The 17,717-nt window shown below is 71.2% G+C and carries 16 protein-coding genes; 7 read left to right on the plus strand and 9 right to left on the minus strand.

Annotation, left to right across the window (positions count from 1 at the left end):
- The first annotated feature begins 66 nt into the window (after positions 1 to 66).
- The 3 genes from KSP35_RS06275 to KSP35_RS06285 all read left to right on the plus strand — a co-directional run bounded on the left by KSP35_RS06275 (position 67) and on the right by KSP35_RS06285 (position 3,902).
- Positions 67 to 1,956, plus strand: a complete 1,890-nt coding sequence (locus KSP35_RS06275; RefSeq protein ID WP_216999957.1) for a hypothetical protein — start codon at positions 67 to 69, stop codon at positions 1,954 to 1,956.
- Positions 1,953 to 2,957, plus strand: a complete 1,005-nt coding sequence (locus tag KSP35_RS06280) for a LysM peptidoglycan-binding domain-containing protein (RefSeq protein WP_216999959.1) — start codon at positions 1,953 to 1,955, stop codon at positions 2,955 to 2,957. Before KSP35_RS06275 ends, KSP35_RS06280 begins: the two co-directional genes overlap by 4 nt.
- 471 nt (positions 2,958 to 3,428) lie before the next feature.
- Positions 3,429 to 3,902 carry a hypothetical protein gene (locus KSP35_RS06285; RefSeq protein WP_216999961.1) on the plus strand — a complete coding sequence of 158 codons (474 nt, stop codon included), beginning with the start codon at positions 3,429 to 3,431 and terminating at the stop codon, positions 3,900 to 3,902.
- Positions 3,903 to 3,905: 3 nt separating this feature from the next.
- Here KSP35_RS06285 and KSP35_RS06290 read toward each other — a convergent pair whose 3' ends face one another.
- Positions 3,906 to 4,766, minus strand: a complete 861-nt coding sequence (locus KSP35_RS06290) for a PmoA family protein (protein ID WP_216999964.1) — start codon at positions 4,764 to 4,766, stop codon at positions 3,906 to 3,908.
- Complete coding sequence (locus KSP35_RS06295; RefSeq protein WP_216999967.1) at positions 4,763 to 5,842, minus strand: Gfo/Idh/MocA family protein; 1,080 nt, start codon at positions 5,840 to 5,842, stop codon at positions 4,763 to 4,765. Before KSP35_RS06295 ends, KSP35_RS06290 begins: the two co-directional genes overlap by 4 nt.
- A gap of 192 nt (positions 5,843 to 6,034) precedes the next feature.
- Between KSP35_RS06295 and KSP35_RS06300 the strand changes: the two genes are divergently transcribed.
- Genes KSP35_RS06300 through KSP35_RS06315 form a run of 4 tightly spaced genes read left to right on the plus strand, consistent with a single transcriptional unit; the run spans position 6,035 to position 8,758 of the window.
- Positions 6,035 to 6,469 (plus strand): hypothetical protein, encoded by a 435-nt coding sequence (locus KSP35_RS06300; RefSeq protein WP_216999969.1) that lies wholly within the window; start codon positions 6,035 to 6,037, stop codon positions 6,467 to 6,469.
- Positions 6,470 to 6,492: 23 nt separating this feature from the next.
- Complete coding sequence (locus KSP35_RS06305) at positions 6,493 to 6,957, plus strand: hypothetical protein (protein ID WP_216999972.1); 465 nt, start codon at positions 6,493 to 6,495, stop codon at positions 6,955 to 6,957.
- A complete protein-coding gene (locus KSP35_RS06310) occupies positions 6,954 to 7,667 on the plus strand; it encodes a hypothetical protein (RefSeq protein WP_216999975.1) in 714 nt (237 codons plus the stop codon). The genes KSP35_RS06305 and KSP35_RS06310 overlap by 4 nt, the downstream gene beginning before the upstream one ends.
- The gene (locus tag KSP35_RS06315) at positions 7,664 to 8,758 is read left to right on the plus strand and encodes a serine hydrolase domain-containing protein (RefSeq protein WP_216999977.1); all 1,095 of its coding nucleotides are present in this window, start codon (positions 7,664 to 7,666) and stop codon (positions 8,756 to 8,758) included. Before KSP35_RS06310 ends, KSP35_RS06315 begins: the two co-directional genes overlap by 4 nt.
- Before the next feature lie 5 nt (positions 8,759 to 8,763).
- Here KSP35_RS06315 and KSP35_RS06320 read toward each other — a convergent pair whose 3' ends face one another.
- From KSP35_RS06320 to KSP35_RS06350, 7 genes are all read right to left on the minus strand, one after another.
- Positions 8,764 to 9,261, minus strand: a complete 498-nt coding sequence (locus KSP35_RS06320; RefSeq protein ID WP_216999980.1) for a DUF4395 domain-containing protein — start codon at positions 9,259 to 9,261, stop codon at positions 8,764 to 8,766.
- A 23-nt stretch (positions 9,262 to 9,284) separates the two neighbouring features.
- On the minus strand, positions 9,285 to 9,608 hold the full coding sequence (locus KSP35_RS06325) for a hypothetical protein (protein ID WP_216999982.1): 324 nt from the start codon (positions 9,606 to 9,608) through the stop codon (positions 9,285 to 9,287).
- A 47-nt stretch (positions 9,609 to 9,655) separates the two neighbouring features.
- Complete coding sequence (locus tag KSP35_RS06330; protein ID WP_216999984.1) at positions 9,656 to 12,271, minus strand: DNA translocase FtsK; 2,616 nt, start codon at positions 12,269 to 12,271, stop codon at positions 9,656 to 9,658.
- Positions 12,272 to 12,345: 74 nt separating this feature from the next.
- Positions 12,346 to 13,512: a M28 family metallopeptidase gene (locus tag KSP35_RS06335; RefSeq protein WP_216999986.1), complete on the minus strand. Its 1,167-nt coding sequence runs from the start codon at positions 13,510 to 13,512 to the stop codon at positions 12,346 to 12,348.
- Positions 13,513 to 13,582: 70 nt separating this feature from the next.
- Positions 13,583 to 15,244 (minus strand): ribonuclease J, encoded by a 1,662-nt coding sequence (locus tag KSP35_RS06340; RefSeq protein ID WP_216999987.1) that lies wholly within the window; start codon positions 15,242 to 15,244, stop codon positions 13,583 to 13,585.
- Positions 15,244 to 16,131, minus strand: a complete 888-nt coding sequence (gene dapA / locus KSP35_RS06345) for a 4-hydroxy-tetrahydrodipicolinate synthase (RefSeq protein WP_216999990.1) — start codon at positions 16,129 to 16,131, stop codon at positions 15,244 to 15,246. The genes KSP35_RS06340 and dapA overlap by 1 nt, the downstream gene beginning before the upstream one ends.
- A 436-nt stretch (positions 16,132 to 16,567) precedes the next feature.
- A complete protein-coding gene (locus tag KSP35_RS06350) occupies positions 16,568 to 17,713 on the minus strand; it encodes a ferritin-like domain-containing protein (RefSeq protein WP_216999993.1) in 1,146 nt (381 codons plus the stop codon).
- Positions 17,714 to 17,717 lie beyond the last annotated feature (4 nt).

Below are 17,717 nucleotides of genomic sequence, written 5' to 3' on the forward strand. Positions count from 1 at the left end.
TGCTCCCCGAGATGCACGCCCGAACGAACCCTTGTGTTGTTTCCATGCTCTTCCTACGGTGGCGGCATGAGCGGATCGATCAAGGTGGAGACGAGCCTCGAAGGCGACCGGCCCGTGGTGGTCAAGTCGGCGCTCGATGGCCAGGGGGCCGACCAGCTCGCCCGTGAGGCCGACCGCCTCGAACGGGGTCGCCACCGCGGGGTGGTCGAGCTCCTGCACGCCGATCCCGAGCGGTTGGTGCTCGCATGGGCGGGGCAGCAGACCTTCGCCCTCGTCCGCCCCGATCCACGCGAAGCGGCCGCACTGCTCGCCGCGGTCGCCGCCACCGTCGCCGACCTCCACGAGGTCGGCCTCATCCACGGTCGCCTGACCCCGGACCACGTCCTCGTCGGGGGCGACGGGCGCCCCCGCGTCGGAGGCCTCCGCGGCTGCGGTCCGGCCGAGCCGCAGGCGCTGCCCACCGACGACGTCGCCGACGTGGGTCGGCTCATCGACCACTTGCTCAGCTCCGGGCTCGAGCTCGAGCCCATCCCCGACCGCAGGTGGGGGCGCCGTCGGACCGGAAGCACGGACCGGCGAGCTCTCCTCGCGATCGCAGACCGAGCCACGCAGGAGGACCCGGCCCAGCGCCCCACCGCTCGCAGCCTCGCCCTCATGATCGCCGACGCCGTGCCGGGCGCCCGACTCTCCCCGCCACCCTCGTGGACGCCGGCGACGCCGTCGCTCGCCGCCGACCTCGGTGGTCCGGCCCCCGTGCCGCAGGCCTTCCGCCCGGCCCCTCCGTGGGCCGTCGACCACCCACTCCCCGGGCAGCGTCGGCCGGAGGACGTCCCCCTCGCCGCCGGCGAAGAGGTCGCCGGCGACCAGGAGCCGACCGTGGTGCCGGCCGGAGGCGACCATCAGCAGGACATCGCGGTCGAGGCGGCCCCCGACGACCGGACCGACCGGGACGTCGAAGGGGCGCCCGACGAGGCGTGCTCCGTGGGAGGCGAGGGTGCTGCTTGCGACCACGCGCACGTGTTGACCGCCGACGTCCTGCCTGCGCCTGGTGCCCCCATGGCGAGCGCCCACCCGGCACCCGCCGCGCCGCCCTGGCCATCGGGCGCGGACGAGGCATCGATCGGTGCAACCGCTCGCAGCGGGGCCGGGGCGCCCGACCCGGCACGCACGGCCAGCTCGCCGGAGGCGGGGACCGAAGCCGAGGTACCGCCGTCGCCGTTCGATCCCGCTCCCCCCACGCCGTTCGGCCCGGCCCCGTCCGCGACCTTCCTCGGGATGCGGATCGAGCCGGGCGATGATCGCCCCGCCCCTGGCGGCGGAGGCGCTGGGCTCCCGCTCCGGACCGGTGACCGCCACCCGGCCCCACAGCACGGACGACGACCGCGCCGGCAACCACGTCCGGCCCCCTCGCCGTCGGTCAGCGGGCGGCGATCCCGGCTGCTGGTCGGCGCGGCGGCGGTGGCCATCGCGGTCGTCGCGCTCGGGTGGTGGATCAGCGGCCAGGAAGAAGGCGATCGCCTGCGCCCTGCGTCCGCCGAACCGTCCCCGACGAGCGCGGAGGTGACGACGAGCACCTCGCTCAGCCCTTGCGTCGCCGTCGCCGCCCCCGCAGCCGACGTCGATGGCGACGGCTGCGCCGAGCGCTTCCACATCGCCGGCACCACCATCGAGGTCGACGGGGAGCGGTGGGCGCTCGGCCAGCCGGGAGACCACCTCAGCTTGGGCGACTGGGACTGCGACGGCCGCGCCACGCCGGGCCTGGTCCGACCGTCCACCGGGGAGGTGTTCCTCTTCGCCCGCTGGCCCGATGGCAGCGGCTCGCTGACCGCCAGGCCCGTGCTGACCCGGGCCCACGCCACCGCCCTCGTCACCACCGACGAGGACCGCTGCAGGGCGCCGGCGCTCCGCCTCGACGACGGGCGCACCGTGGCCATCGACGTCCCGTCCGACCGATGAGCCACCCCAGAGGCGAGCGCGCCTGGGTCCGAGCGGTCGGCACCGTCGCGCCGGTCGTCGTCGCGGTCGCGCTGCTCCACCACCTGGGCCGCGGTGCGCTGGCCCTGCCACCGGTGCGATCCGCCGAGGCGCTCGCTGCTTGGGCCTCCGGCACGGACCCGCTGACCGTGGCGCTCGTGGTGCTGCGCCTCGCCGTCCTCGGCGCCGCGTACCACTTCCTGGCCACGACCGTCCTCGCCCTGCTCGGGCACGGGCTGCGTCGTCCGTCGCTCGTCCGCCTCGCCGAGCGGAGCACGCCGAGGCTGCTGCGCCAGGCCCGCAACCGCTCGCTCGGCCTCGCCCTCACCCTCGGCGCCGCCCTGGTCGGCCCGATTCCCCCAGCCTCGGCCGCGCCCCATCCCGTCGGCGGCGCCGCCGAGCCTGCGGTCCCGGCCGACCAAGGTCGAGCGACCCTGCGGCGCTTGGAGCCGGCGAGCCCCACGCGCCCTGGGGAGGCAACGCTCCGACGCACCGACGCAGGAAGCCCCAGAAGAGCGGCGGACCCGGAACGCCGTGGCGACGGGACCGCCGTCCTCCGCCGCCTCACCCTCACGCCGAAGGTCAGCGCAGAGCGCAACGAGACGTCCGGTCGTGCGACCCTCCGCCGGATCGGTCCCGCCGACGAGGACGAGGGCCCGCAGGCCGCACCAAGCACCTCGGCGGCCGGGAGCTCAGCCGCCCGGTCGACTGCGTCAGCCCATCGGGTGCAGCCCGGCGACCACCTGTGGGCCATCGCCGAGGCCACCCTCGCCGCCTCGTTGGGCCGGCCGCCCACCGATGCCGAGATCGATCCCTTCTGGCGCCAGGTCGTCGCCGCCAACCCCCAACTCGCCGACCCCGACCTCCTCCACCCCGGTGACACCATCTCGGTCCCGGCGCTGTCCGTCCCGGCGCGAGCCCCGGCCGCGGCGCCCCACCCCACGCCCAGGACCAGCACGGTCACCCTCCGCCCGGCCCCCTGACCGCAACGCTGCTCGCAGACCCGCCGTGTTCCGTCCAACCACCACCAGAAGCGCTCTGCCCGGTTCCGGCCGCGAAGCCCGCTCGCCACCGCCGGCGAATGCGACCGAGGGGCTTCCGCCGTGCTCTGGTACGTGGATCGCCGCGCCTCGGCCCGCAGGGCTCCGACACCCAGCCCGGGCGCCGGACTCGATCCGCAACCGAAGCGGTGACCCTGCGCCTTGGTCGCGACTTGCGCCGCTATCCGAAGCCAGGCGCGAGCAGGCCGTTCGAGCGGCCCTTCGGTCGCAGGGGTCCACGATCTCGAGATCGCCGTTCGGTCCAGTCCTTAATGTCTGTTTCATAGCCTTCCATTGCATGTGCATGCGTTGTGCGGTTCACTGCAGCTCGTCCTCTGGTCCCACGTCGGGATGCAACGAGGACTTCTGGACCCTCACGCCACTGGCCTACAACTCGTGAACAGGAGCACCGCAATGACCGCACGACGAACGAACCCCGCTTACCGGTGGACGAAGGTGGTGCCCGTCCTCCTCGCTGGCTCGCTGACCCTGCTGGCCTGTGGCAGCAAGGCCGGGAGCACCACCGTCAAGCTCCAGGGGCAGCGCTCGGCAGGGACGGTGCCCCAGTCGCAGATCGACGAGCTGACCAAGGACGGGCGGGTGGGCGTAGCGGATGCCGGCGGGCACGAGCTCGAGGGGCTCAGTCTCGACGTCGCCGAACAGCGGGGACGGATCCGCAAGGTCGCCGACCGGATGGCGGTGGCCAAGCGCAACCTCACCGAGGTCGAGGCCCGAGCCTTCATGTTCACCGAGCCCGTGCCGGTCACCGACGATGCCACCGGCAGGGTCGTCGGCTACTGGGCGGACCGCTACTACCCGCTCGCCGAGTTCGACGCGGCCCGGCCGGCCCAGGAGCGGATCGTGGCGCGGGTGATCGCCGGCTCCTAACCCTCAGTCGGCCCAGGCGTGCCAGGCGGCGTCGAGGCGGTCGACGGGCCAGTGGCCGTCGTGGACCAGGGCGCGGTGGCGGACGCGGAGCGATTCGCCGGCGGCCAGCTCCAGGGGGCCCTCCCAGAGGAAGGCGGCGTTGCAGAAGTTGGTCCAGTCGCCCTCGCCGTAGCCGTCCCAGGTGGTGCCGTACCAGGGCACCGGGTGGCGCACGTTCCCGGGGTGGTCGAAGATCGCCAGCCCGGCCGGAGCGTTCGCTCCCCCGGTGGTCACCGTGCCGGCCACGTCGCACCAGCGGCCCGGCACGCCCACCAGACGGTCGTTGCGGGAGCCGTCGGGCAGCAGCAGCGTGGTGTCCACCAGCTCGTTGGTGCCCCGGATGGTGAAGCCGCCGTAGCCGCCCCACGTCGTGTACTCGGTGCGGTCGAGGCGGACGGCGTCGGTGGCGGTGAGGGTGGTGTCGAGGTCGATGGCGTAGGCGTCGGCCTCGAGCGGCACGTGGGTCAGGGTCAGCTGCTGCACCAGGGCCACGGTTTCGCGATCGGGGCGGGTCCAGCGCAGCTCGCCGCTCAGGGCCACCTGCCCGTCGGGGCCGTGGGTGACCTCGGGGCGCTCGTCGTGGCGCAGGACGCCGTAGGGCGGCATCTCCTCCCAGAAGTTGTCCTCGTCCAGGTACTTGATGGTGAACCAGAGGCCGTGGTGCCAGAAGTGGTCCTCGGGCTCGTTGCAGGTCAGCACGTGGCCGGCCGGCGTGGCCACCGGGTGCAGGTGCGGGCGCTTGCGGTCGGCCCAGGTGTAGGTCCACCGGTCGGCGACGGTGACGTCGAGGTCGGTCCAGGCGGGCTCGTTCGCTTCGGTGCTCACGGGGCCCACCCTGCCAGCGACGGGTCGTCCTCGGCCAGGGGCAGCGCCACCTCGCGGTCCTCGCGGCTCGACGTGTAGAGCGCCGTCACCAGCTCGAGCATGAGCCGGGCGTCGGCCAGGGTCACCGGCAGCGGGCCGCCGTTGGCCCGGGCGTCGGCGTAGCGCTCGAACTGGCCGATGTAGTCCTCGGTGCCGGGCACGTGGGCGTCGACCACGGCCGCCACGGCGTCCTCGTGGCCGGGGGCGGCGGTGAAGGTCCAGGGGTCGAAGCTGTTGGTGTACGGGTCGGTGCCGGACTCGGCGGTGAGGTGCTCGAAGGTGAAGCGGTGGCGGCTGAGCTCGGGCACCGAGCCCAGGGTGGCCGACAGCGTGGCCAGGGCCCCGTTGGCCCAGCGCAACGTGACCACCGCGGAGTCCTCGGTCTCGATGTCGTTCACCAGGGTGGCGGTGCGAGCCCACACCGCGGCGGGCGGGCCCAGCACCTGCACGGCCATGTCGAGCAGGTGCACGGCGTGGCCGAGCAGCACGCCGCCCAGCTCGGTCTCCCAGCGGCCCCGCCACGGCGCTGCGTAGTAGTCGGCGCCCCGGCGCCAGGCGAGGTCGATGTTGGCCACGAACGGGCGGCCGGCCACGCCCTGGTCCACCAGGGCCAGCAGCTTCTGCAGGCCGTTGCCGAACCGGTACTGGAACACCGGCATGACGTGGTGGCCGGTCTCGGCGGCGATGGCGGCCAGCTCGTCGACCTCGCGCACCGAGGCCACCAGCGGCTTCTCGCAGATCACGTCCTTGCCGGCCCGGAGCGCCGCCTCCACCTGGGCCCGGTGCTGGCTCGGCGGGGTGCAGAGGGCCACCACGTCGACGTCGCCGGCGGCCCAGATGGCCTCCGGGTCGGTCTCGGCCCGCACGCCCTTGAGCCAGCCGGCCACCTCGGTGGCCCGCTCGGCGTCGACGTCGCACACCGCCACCACCCGGAACCGCTTGCGCAGCTCGTGGAAGGCCAGCACGTGCATGCGCCCGATGCCCAGGCCCACCACCGCCACCCGGATGCGTTCGTCAGGCCCCTCGGCGTCGCTCACCCGGCCAGCATGCCCGACCGGCCGGCCGGCCGAAGGCTCACCGATTCGGTCGCCGCGCCCCGTGTGGGGGTTATGCAACCCTTTGTCGGAATCAAACACCGTGTTGACACGCGAAACAACTTGAGATACACCATCGATGCTCTCGCGCTCCCTGAACGGGCGAGATCCGCTTCCCCAAACCCGGAGGTTCACATGGCAGCCTTGAAGAGGCGAGCACTGGCGGGCGCCGCCGCTGTCCTCGCACCGATCTGCATCCAGTCACCAGCTCAGGCCGGTGGCGGCATCGACTATCAGGGCGGCTTCGCTGGCAAGGTCGACAGCGCCGGCGGCGTCGACTACTTCGAGACCGTGCGTTGTGACAGTGACGGCCTCAGCGTCGGGATCGCTGTCGACAGCTTCACGTCTCCGGACAACCGCCTGATGGTCTTCCAGCCGTTGAACTCCTACAACTGGAACTACCAGATTGGCGGCGGCACGGCATACGTCAGCGAGGGCGACAGCTCGAACATGGCCCTCGGCAACCACTGCTGGCGGTTCGCCATCAACGTCACGCCCGGCCGGGACACCAACGGCTTCCTGTCGCCCGGCTATGGCAACACCAGCTTCGACGGACAACTCAAGTTCTGATCGCAACAGAGGAGAAAGAAGCCATGCGCGCCTACGCACGAAAGCTGGCCCCAGTCGGGCTCCTACTCATGTCCACCACAGCCCTCGTCGCCTTTCGCAGCTCAGATGACGGCCCTGATCGCTTGGGTCTCAAGCGGTACAACGCAACTGCGGTCGCTGCCGTGCCCGGTGACACGCCACAGTCAGACGCCGCCGTGGCGGTGGTGATGGAGGTCCGGTCGATCTGCCAGCAGCTGCACGCCTACGCAGAGAGCGGGACTCAGGCGAAGGTCGTGTACGAACAGCTCGACGCCTCGGCGGCTGCGGCGCGCGCCGCGGCGCATCGCACCGGTCGGCCGGTCGACGTCACCGCCTTCGCGACGTTCGCAAAGACCTTCATCGACGATGCAGAGCAGGCCGGTGACCCCAGCCGAGCCGAAGAGTTCATCAAGTCCGAATGCGATCCGGCACAGGACTATGACATCCCGGTTCTCGCCGAGGACCGGTGAGCCAGCGCGGGGTGCGCCGATCCGCCCTACTCGAGCGGTGGACCGAGCGCAGCCACGAGATCAACGCGATCACGGTGGATCCCGAACCTCAAGCAGCAACGTTCCACGCCCGCGATCACGACGGAGAGTGGTGGCATCGACATCGCTTCGTGGACGGCGAGACCCTTGCATGGGAAGAGATCGAGGCGACTTCAGCATCGATCTGGCATGGATCGCGTGATCTCATCGATCTCGTGACGGCGAGGCCCGCATTCGATCCTGGTTGGTCGATGATCTCCGGGAGCTGCCGGACTCCGCTGCCACCACTGGATTGCCTTGGCACGTTCGGCGATCGAGGCGCAATCCTGCCGGAGGTACGGGCCCGGGCGACCTGGACATCGAGGTGCATCGCCCCCGGAGGCGACCAGGTGATGTGGCGAACGATCGTTGACGACATCCAGATCCGGAACGTGCTCTCCGGCCATGCAGCCGAGGGAGAACCGATCTTCACCTTCCCCGCTCTTGCCTACCTGGACCTCCGCCAAGGCGCTGACCCGCTCGACCTCTTCGAAGCAGGTGGGAGCATCGAGGGCGACCTGGATGACCTCCTCTTCATCTCGGGCTGTGTTGGGAACAGCGCCTGGCGTCGGCATTGGGCCTTGGGGGCTGATGAAGCAGCGTGCCTGCGCGGGTTCCTCCTCTCGCACCCCGGCGCAGGAGGAGCCGGTTGATCCGCGTCGCCAAAGACGAGCTCGAAGACGGGGCGCTGTGCCGATGGCTCCACGAACAGTGCGAGGCAGCCACGTTGTTCACTGGTGCGCAGGTTCACGTGTGCAAGGCCCAAGAGGTGCTTCTCGATCGCTCCTTTGGCACCACGGCAGGAGCGGGCAAGCTCGTACCGTCGAGTGCCTTCCGCATGTACTGCACCGCGAAACCGGTACTCGTCGCTGCGCTGGAGTTCGCTCGACGGCAGGGTGTGCTGCGACTCGATGATCCGCTCGGGGCGTTCGTCCCGTCTGCAACCGGTCCGCTTGGCGACGTCCGACTCGAGGCGCTGCTCGATCACCAGCTCCCGTTGGGGACGCCCTCCGGCTTTGCCGCCGTGGTCTCACCCTTGCACGAGAGGCAGGCTCGCCTCATCGATGCCGCTCAGGCGGCGGTCGCTGCGGGAGGACCGGCAACCTACAGCGAATACCTCGCTTGGGAGCTCCTGGCCGTTGCGCTGCAACGCGCAAGCGACGGACTGCACTGGGCCGACAGTGTCCGCGCCGCATGCCGAGAGCTCGGCACAGACCACAGCGAGCTACTGCTCGACGATCGCGACTTCCAGCGAGCGCACGAAGCAGGCGGCTTGGAGTGCAACGTCTCAACTCGCCGCGGAGCCTCCCTGCCATTGCTCGGTGAGATCTCTCCTGTGCTGTGGTCCCGCTTCGAAGGCGCCAGCTTCGGAATCGCCTCCAGCATCCGCTGCTTGACCGCGCTGATCCACCACGCCTTCGTACTCTCACCCACGGACCGCCATGCGAAGCCTGCCGCCGTCGTCGCGGGCTATGGACCAGCAAGGCGGAAGCTGCACATCCGGGCTGGGCTGATGGCCGGGACCTCGACGATCGGTGTCAGTGACCTGTGGCCCGAAGACCTTCTTGGACACACCGGCTTGGCCGGAATGAGCCTCGTAGCGGGCTCACCGAGCCTGGGACTGACCTTCGGCGTCCACCTGAACGGTCTGATGGATCTGCAGACGACCGATCGATACGTGCGGCCGTTGGTGTCATCAACGCTGCACGCTGACCTGCTCGCGACAGGTCATCTTGCGATCTAACCCGCTCAGGCCACCGGCGCCGGGTGGCGGAGGGAAAGGTCGTTGCAGGCTTCGCAGACCTCGGGCGGGATCACGCCGGCCTTCATGAGCAGGCCGAAGGCCTTGCAACCGAGGCAGAGGGCGAAGACCGACTCGAGGGTGGCGGCCACCACGATGAAGGCCAGCAACACGGTGGTGACGGCCTCGTTGCCGAAGCCGAAGTGGGCGATGGCGGCACCGCCGGTGAACGTGGCGCCCACGGCCTGGGCGAAGCGCTTGGGCGGGCCGGGCACCAGCTTGGGCTCGAACGGTAAGGCGGGCGTGAGCACCCGGGTCACGAACTGGCCCCACGGGCTGAGCGTGGGACCGGTGAGGGCCCGAGCCACGAAGCCGTAGGCCAGCAGGGCGATGAGCCACCGCTGGTCGGTCACCAGGATCCCGAGGGTGAACAGGACCACGCCGCCCGCCACCAGGCGGGCCGACACCTCGTTGACCGGGTTGGGGAACGTGAACAGCTTGCCCATGGCCCAAAAGCCTACCGGTCAGGTCACGAATCGGCGCTCGATGCCCGGGCCGCGCCCAGCAGGTGGTTCACGTGGGCGTCGAGCTGCTCGGCGGCCCGGTCCAACTGGTCCGGCAGCGGGGTGAGGGCGACGCCGGGGAGGTCGAGGTTGCGCCACCACGACGGCGTGCCGTCCATGGGCGAGTGCGACGTGGCCCGGCACGCCGAGCACCAGGCCCACGAGGCGCCGAGGCCGCCGGCCTCCCGGAACCAGAGGTGCACCGCCACCTGGCCGCAGCGCGGGCAGGTGAGCGGCAGGTGCAGGGTGAGGTCACCGGCCAGGGCCCGGACGGGCAGGCCACCGACCACCGCTCCGGCGGCGGCGTCCCACCCGCCGGCCGGCTCCGGGGGTGGGCTCAGAACGAGTCTTCGGTGGGCGCGGCGACGGGAGCGCCGGCGGGGAGGTCGTCTCCCCCGCCGCCCTGGCCGCCGCCGTCGAGCTCCTCGGGCGTCATGAGGACCTCGCGCGCCTTGGACCCGGTGGACGGGCCCACCACGCCGCGCTCCTCGAGCTCGTCCATGAGGCGACCGGCGCGGGCGAAGCCCACCCGGAGCTTGCGCTGCAGCATCGAGGTGGAGCCCAGCTGGCTGCGGACCACCAGCTCGGTGGCCTGGGCCACCAGATCGTCGTCGCTGTCGCCACCGGCGGAGCCGGAGCCGCCGCCGGAGCCCGAGCCGAGGCCGGGGGCGCCCGAGGCGTCGTCGTCGGAGCCCTGCACGTCCGGGGCGTAGACCAGGTCCGGCGTCTGGCGCTTCCAGAAGGCCGCGATGTTGCGGACCTCCTCCTCGGTGACCCACGAGCCCTGCACCCGCTGGGCGACCGACGACGACGGGCCGAGCAGGAGCATGTCGCCCTTGCCCAGCAGCCGCTCGGCGCCCGTCTGGTCGAGGATGACCCGGGAGTCGGTGGCGCTGGAGACGGCGAACGCCAGGCGGGCCGGCACGTTGGCCTTGATGAGGCCGGTGATGACGTTGACCGACGGGCGCTGGGTGGCGATCACGAGGTGGATGCCCACGGCACGGGCCATCTGGGCGAGGCGGCAGATGGACTCCTCGACGTCTCGCGCCGCCACCATCATGAGGTCGGCCAGCTCGTCGATGACGACGAGGATGAACGGCATGCGCTCGTAGGTGGTGACCGACTCGGCGTCGGGGCCGAGCAGCTCGGCGTTCGGGTCGTTGAGGTCACCACGGTCGAAGGCGGCGTTGAAGCCGGTGATGTCGCGGAAGCCGCACTCGGCGAGCAGGTCGTAGCGCCGCTCCATCTCCCGCACCGCCCAGGCCAGCGCGTTGGCGGCCTTCTTGGGGACGGTGACCACCTCGGTGAGCAGGTGGGGCAGCTTGTTGTACTGGCCCATCTCCACCCGCTTGGGGTCGACCAGGATCATGCGGACCTGATCGGGCGTGGAGCGCATGAGGATCGAGGTGAGCAGCGAGTTGAGGCAGCTCGACTTGCCGGCGCCGGTGGCGCCGGCGATGAGGATGTGGGGCATGGCGGCCAGGTTGGCGAGGATCGCCTTGCCGTCGATGTCCCGGCCGATGGCCACCTCCAGCGGGTGGGTGGCGGCGCGGGCCTCGGCGCTCATGAGGATGTCGCCGACGGTCACCAGCTGCTTGCGCACGTTGGGGATCTCGACGCCGATGGCCTGCTTGCCGGGGATGGGCGCCAGGATGCGCACGTCGGGCGTGGCCATGGCGTAGGCGATGTCCTTGTGCAAGCTGGTGACCCGGGCGACCTTCACGCCGGGGCCGAGCTCGAGCTCGAACCGGGTGACGGTGGGGCCGACGGTCATGCCCACCAGGCGGGTCTCCACCCCGTGCTCGGCGAGGGCGTGCTCCAGCCGGCGGCCGGTCTCCTCCACCGCGGTGCGGTCGACGGCCTGGCTGCCCGAGCGGTCGAGCAGCTTGGACGGGGGCAGCTTCCAGTTCGACGGCTGGGTGCCGGGCGGCAGCGAGATCTCGAGCTGCTCCGGCGGCACGTCGGGATCGGGCACCGGCACGGCGGCCTTCGGCTTGCGGGCCCGCTTGGGCGCAGCGGCGGGTGCGTCCGGGTCGACGTCGGTGTCCTGGTCGTAGAAGCCGGGAGCGATGCCGGTGGGCTCGACGCCGTCGCGCAGGTCGATGGCCGGCCCGGTGAAGGTGAGGTCCTCGCCGTCCGCCTCGGCGGCGTCGGACTGGCCGCCGATCTGGAACAGCTGGCCCACGGCGCGCCGGGCGGCGCCGCCCACCGGGCGGGCGCCCTTGGCCACCCCGCCGGCGGCGCTGCCGACCACGGCGCTGATGGTGGTGCGGGTGACCACGAGGGCACCGGCGAAGCCGATGGCGGCGAGCAGCAGCCCGGCGCCGACCTGGCCGAGGGCGCCGTGGAGCGGGCCGCCGATGACGGCCCCGACGTAGCCGGCGCTGTCGGCCACTGCGTCACGACCGGCGCCGAGGTCCGGGGCCTGGCGGAAGAGGTGCAACAGGCCCATGCCGGCCACGGCCAGCAGGAACGAGCCGAGGGCGAGGCGGGCGAAGGGGTGATCCACCTGGTCCAGGTCGACCTCCTCGGCCACCAGGGTGGGATCGTCGGGATCGGCCTCGGGCGGGGCGGGGGCGCCGCGCACCAAGAGGACGCCGAGGGCCACCAGCACCGGCGGGGCCAGCACGCGGGCCGCCCCGAACAGGGTGCCCATGAGCGTGGCCATGCCGCGGCCGGCGGGTCCCCCGGCGCGGCCGTAGACCCCGAGGCCGGCGACCAGGCCCACCACCACCAGGAGCAGGCCGGCGAAGTCGGCCCCGTGGCCCCGGCTGGCGGCGGCCAGCGACGCCAGGACGCGGGACGTGACCGACGGCTTGGGCGGCGGCGCGGCGGCCTTGCGGGCGCGCGGGGCGGCCGTCGGCTTGCGGGCCGGAGGGCGCTTCGAAGTGGACCGGGCAGCCGGCTTCTTCTTGGCCCCCGACCCCTTGGGGGTCCGTCGGGTGGCGGTCACAGTGCCAAAACGGTACCAGTGCCCCCCTGACAGAACCAGGGAGGGTCGCCCGAGCGCTGCGGCCCAGGAGGACCTCAGTTCGCCGCCAGGAACCCGTCGCAGGGGCCGTGGGTGAGCACCGACACCAGGTTGGCGGCGTTGCCGATGACCAGGCTGACGTCGCTGCTGTCGAAGGCGCCGGCGCCGTCGGCCACGATGCGGTGGAAGTCGTCGCGGGCCTTGCTCACGGTCGCCTGGTCGGCGCTGGAGAAGCGGGCCCGATCGGCCCACGCCCGGTCGACCACGGCGTTCAGGGCCTGGGCGTCGGCGAAGGTGGCCAGCGGGAGGCCGCTCACGTAGGCGATGTTGCTCGCCCGGTCCGCCAGCGAGCGCACCACCCGGCCGCCCATGGCGGCCTGCTCGGCCAGCTTGTCGCGGTCGACCACCGAGGCCTCGTCCTGGGCCGTGTGGTAGCAGGGCCCGGTCGAGTCGGTGAAGAACACCGTCGGGATCTTCGCCGCCGTGAACGACACGTGGTCGCTGCGGCCCTGGCCGAAGATGATGCTCAGCAGCGAGGTCTGGAGCACCTCGGGCTCGAGGTCACCGGTGACCAGCTGGGTCAGCGCCGAGCCGCCGGTCTCGGTGCCCAGGGCGAAGGTGCTGGTGCGCAGCGACGGCAGCAGGTTGGCGCCCTGGATGTCGTAGTTGACGTAGGCCTTGATCTTGCTCAGCGGCACGATCGGGTGGGCGGCGTAGTATCGCGACCCCACCAGGCCGTCCTCCTCGCCGTCCCACAGGGCGATGATCACCGAGCGGCGCCCGGGGTTCGCCGCCAGGTTCCGGGCGATGTCGAGCGCCACGGCCACGCCGCCGGCGTTGTCGGTGGCGCCGTTGCAGATGTGGTCCTTCGGGTCCGACGTGCGGCAGTCGGTGCCGAGGTGGTCGTAGTGGGCGCCGACCATGACGTACTCGCCGGCCTTGTCGGTGCCGGGGATGACCGCCAGCACGTTCGCGCCGCCCGGGTACTTCTGGGTGTAGGCGGCGTCGCCGGAGGCGCCGGGGCGGATGCCGGTGGCGATCGGCTCGAGCGAGTCGAGCAGGAAGCGGGCGGTGACCAGCGAGCCGGGGCTCAGGTTGTCGCGGCCGCGCACCTGGTCCGACGACAGGCGGTTGACATCCGCCGGGAGGCACCCGGCCAACCCGGCAACGGCGACCGCCAGGGCCACCACCGCCACGACCTTGCGCGTCCAGCTGCTGCCCATCGCCCTACCTCGTCCTGCTCGCCGGTCCCCTGCTGCGGACCGTAGCCCCAGGGGACCGGCGCGGACCGGACTAGAGCGACATGACCACCGGGACGATCATCGGGCGCCGCTTGGTGCGGTCGCTCACGAACTTGCCGGCGGCCTTGCGGACCACCCGCTGGAGCGACTCGACGTCGTCGTCGCCCTTGTCGAGCGCGTTCTGGACCAGCTTGGCGATGTGCTGGCGGCACTCGTCGATGAGCTCCTCGGCCTCCGGGGCGTAGACCCAGCCCTTGGTGATGACCTCGGGGCCGTTGACGATGGCGCCGTCCTCGTGGTCGACGGTGACGATGACCACCACCACGCCCTCCTCGGCCAGCACCTGGCGGTCGCGCAGCACGCCGTGGCCGACGTCGCCCACGATGCCGTCGACGTAGGTGTAGCTGGCCGGGACCTTGCCGTCTCGCTTGAGGCCCTTGTCGGTGAGCTTCACGCGGTCGCCGTCCTCGCACACGAGGATGTTCTGGTCCTTCACGCCCATGATCCGGCCCAGCTCGGCGTGGGCGACCATGTGGCGGTACTCGCCGTGGACCGGCACGAAGTACTCCGGCCGCACGATCGAGAGCAGCGTCTTGAGCTCCTCGGACTTGGCGTGGCCGGTGGCGTGCACGTCGTGCAGGCCGGAGTGCACCACCCGCACGCCGAGGCGCACCAGGCCGTCGATGACCTTGGTGACGTTCATCTCGTTGCCGGGGATGGGGTGCGACGACAGGATCACGGTGTCCTGGTCGGTGAGCTTGAGCCAGCGGCTCTCGCTGGAGGCCATGAGCGCCAGCGCCGACATGGGCTCGCCCTGGCTGCCGGTGGAGATGACGCAGACCTTGCCCGGCTCCATGTCCTTGACGTCCTCGATGTCGAGGAGCTTGTTGTCGGGGATCTTGAGCAGGCCCATGTCCTTGGCCAGGCGCACGTTCTTCTTCATCGACAGGCCGAGCGTGGCGACCACGCGGCCCTGGGCGATGGCGGCGTCGGCGATCTGCTGCACGCGGTGCACGTGGCTGGCGAAGCAGGCGGTGATGATGCGCCGGCCCTCGTTGGCGGCGAAGAGGTCGGTGAGGACCTTGCCCACCGACCTCTCCGAGCGGGAGTGGCCCGCTTGGTCGGCGTTGGTGCTGTCGGAGAGCAGGAGGCGCACGCCCTCGTTCTGGGCGATGGCGCCCATGACGCCGAGGTCGGTGAGGCGGCCGTCGACCGGGGTGAGGTCGAGCTTCCAGTCGCCGGTGTGCAGGATCGTGCCCTGCGGCGTGTGGAAGGCGGTGGCGAAGCCGTGGGGCACCGAGTGCGTGACCGGGATGAACTCGCAGTCGAACGGGCCGAACTTCCGGCGCTCGTTGTCCTTGACCACCAGCAGCTTGGTCTTCTTCATGAGGCCGGCCTCGTCGATCCGGTTGGAGGCGAAGCCGAGGGTGAGCGCCGAGCCGATGATCGGGAACGACAGCTCGCGGAGCAGGAAGGCGAGGGCGCCGTGGTGGTCCTCGTGGCCGTGGGTGACGATGCAGCCGACGATGTCGTCGCCCCGCTCGATCAGCCAGGAGAAGTCCGGCAGCACGAGGTCGACGCCGAGCATGTCGGCCTCCGGGAACATCAGCCCGCAGTCGAGGAGCATGATCTTGCCGTCGATCTCGATCGCAGCGCAGTTGCGCCCGATCTCACCGAGGCCACCGAGGAAGGTGACCGAAACAGGGTTGGGCATCAGAGTTCGTATCCGAGTTCTTCGAGAACGGAGGTGGCGGCCTCGGCGGTTCCCGCAGGGGCGGGGCCGAGCGGGAGGCGACACTCCCCTGCCGGTACGCCGAGCACCCCCATGGCGACCTTGACGGCCTGGGAGAACACGCACGTGTCGCTGTTCATGTATCGGTAGCTGGCGAGGAGCCGGGCGTTGATCTCCCGGGCCGAAGCGACGTCGCCCTTGGCGAACGCGGCGAACATCTCCTGCTGCTGGCGACCGGTCCAGTGGCTGGACACGCCGACAACGCCGACCGCACCATAGGCGGCGAAGGCCAGGCTGAGCGGTTCGTCGCCGCTGTAGACCTCGAACCCGTCGGGCGCGTCGGCGATCACCTGGGCGGTGACCTCGGGCCGGCCGCCGGCGTCCTTGAGCGCCACGATGGTGGGCACCTCGTGGGCCAGGCGCAGGATCGTCTCCGGTTCGAGGCGGCGACCGGAGCGGCTGGGGACGTCGTAGAGCATCACCGGCAGGTCGCTGGCCGCCGCGATGGCGCGGAAGTGGAGGTCGAGCCCGGCCTGGCTGGGCTTGTTGTAGTACGGCACCACGGCGAGCACGGCGTCGACGCCGACCTCGGCCGCGGCACGTGTGACCTCGATGCTGTGGGCGGTGTCGTTGGTGGTGGAGCCGGCGATCAGCGGCACGTCGACCGCAGCCCGCACCGTCCGGAACAGCTCGATGCGCTCGGCGTCGGTGAGCACCGCGCTCTCGCCGGTGGTGCCGGCGAGGACGAGGGCGTCGTTGCCGTGGTCGACCAGCCACCGGGCGAGGGTGGCGCACCCCTCCACGTCGAGCGAGCCGTCGGCCCGGAACGGGGTGACCATGGCGGTGGCGACAGTTCCGAACCTCGCCATCAGCGGGCCTCGGCAGACGTTGCAGACATGGCTCCGACCCTAGTTGCGGGCACCTCGGCGCCCTCCCCCAATGGCCGAGGCGAGCGGCTCGAGTGGTTCGGACGGCCGGACGAGCTCTCGATCGGGGGAGGGGTGAGCGAGAGCCCGCCCAGCCATCCGTTCCCGCCGCTCCGATGCCATCCCGCCCGCCGGCACCGGAGCTGGACCGGTGGAGCTGGTCGAGCCGCGGTGACCGTACGGCGGGTCCGTTGCCCAGGGCATGAGCAACGACTGCTCATTGCTCGGCGGTGGGCGTTCAGGAAGGCGTCAGCCGGCGCCACACCCCCGCTGACCTGGGTCGGGACGCGACCGTGGGGCCGCACCGGGTGGTGCGGCCCCACGGTCGTGGTTCCCCTGCGAGCGGTTGCTCAGGCCATCGGGCCCTCGCGAACGGGCGTCAGGCCGTCATCGACGACGTGGACTCCGACAGCTCGGCGGTGCCGAGGGCGAAGGACTCGTACTCGTCGCTCGTGTCGGTGAGGTCCTCGAACTGGATCACGCCCAGCTCCTCGAACTTGTGGCGCAGCCAGCCGTCGTTGCGGTCGAGCAGGCCCAGCTTCTTGCAGTTCGGCACGATCTTGGTGAAGAGCATCTGCTGGAACAGCAGGCGGTTGGGGTTGTCGAGCAGCAGGGGCAGGACCTCGCGGGGCTTGAGGCCCATGCGCTCCCACACCTCCTGCTGCATGAAGCGGTCCCGCATGCGCACGGCGGCCTCGAAGGCGAACTCCTGGCGCTCCATCATCTCGGCGTCGCTCAGGTCCGCGTAGTACTCCTTCAGCGACAGCACGCCGAAGGCGACGTGGCGGGCCTCGTCGCTCATGACGTACCGCAGCAGCTTCTTGAGCAGCGGCTCGGTGGTGAGCTGGTGCATGAAGCCGAAGGCGGCCAGGGCCAGGCCCTCCACCATGATCTGCATGCCCAGGTAGGTCATGTCCCACCGGGAGTCCTCGATGACGTCGTCGAGCAGCAGGCCCAGGTGCGGGTTCAGCGGGTAGTGCCCGTTCAGCTTGGTGTCGAGGTACTTGGCGAAGACCTCCACGTGGCGGGCCTCGTCCATCACCTGGGTCGGCGCGTAGTACTTGGCGTCGATCCACGGGACCGTCTCGACGATCTTGGCGGTGCAGATGAGCGCGCCCTGCTCGCCGTGCATGAACTGGCTGAGGCTCCAGTTCTGGAACTCCATGCCGAGGTGGGCCCAGTCGTCGTCGTTCCACTTGGCGAACGGGGTGTGGGAGAGGTCGATGTCGCCGAACGTGCCGAGGGCCATGTTGTCCCGGGCCACCTGCTCCTGGTCGACGACGGTGTCCCACGGCAGGTCGGTCTCGCCGTTCCACATCGAGACCTTGGCCTTCTCGTAGAGCTTGTTGAGCGCCGGCCGGCTGCCCTTCTCGTAGTCCCAGGTGAAGATGGCGTCGGCGTTGTCGTGCACGGCCTTGATGGACTCGTGCTGGTCAGAGGCCGACACGGCGAGGATGGCCTCGAGGTCGTTCAGGTCCTCACGGCCGATGAGCGCTTCGTTGGACGAGCTCGTGTTGGTGGACATGGGT

The organism is Aquihabitans sp. G128, assembly GCF_019048865.1.
Lineage (GTDB): Bacteria > Actinomycetota > Acidimicrobiia > Acidimicrobiales > Iamiaceae > Aquihabitans.

Coding starts and splice junctions, on each gene's coding strand:
- KSP35_RS06275 (WP_216999957.1), top strand. CDS start 67: ATGAGCGGATCGATCAAGGTGGAGACGAGCCTCGAAGGCGACCGGCCC.
- KSP35_RS06280 (WP_216999959.1), top strand. CDS start 1,953: ATGAGCCACCCCAGAGGCGAGCGCGCCTGGGTCCGAGCGGTCGGCACC.
- KSP35_RS06285 (WP_216999961.1), top strand. CDS start 3,429: ATGACCGCACGACGAACGAACCCCGCTTACCGGTGGACGAAGGTGGTG.
- KSP35_RS06300 (WP_216999969.1), top strand. CDS start 6,035: ATGGCAGCCTTGAAGAGGCGAGCACTGGCGGGCGCCGCCGCTGTCCTC.
- KSP35_RS06305 (WP_216999972.1), top strand. CDS start 6,493: ATGCGCGCCTACGCACGAAAGCTGGCCCCAGTCGGGCTCCTACTCATG.
- KSP35_RS06320 (WP_216999980.1), bottom strand. CDS start 9,261: ATGGGCAAGCTGTTCACGTTCCCCAACCCGGTCAACGAGGTGTCGGCC.
- KSP35_RS06335 (WP_216999986.1), bottom strand. CDS start 13,512: ATGGGCAGCAGCTGGACGCGCAAGGTCGTGGCGGTGGTGGCCCTGGCG.
- KSP35_RS06340 (WP_216999987.1), bottom strand. CDS start 15,244: ATGCCCAACCCTGTTTCGGTCACCTTCCTCGGTGGCCTCGGTGAGATC.
- dapA (WP_216999990.1), bottom strand. CDS start 16,131: ATGGCGAGGTTCGGAACTGTCGCCACCGCCATGGTCACCCCGTTCCGG.
- KSP35_RS06350 (WP_216999993.1), bottom strand. CDS start 17,713: ATGTCCACCAACACGAGCTCGTCCAACGAAGCGCTCATCGGCCGTGAG.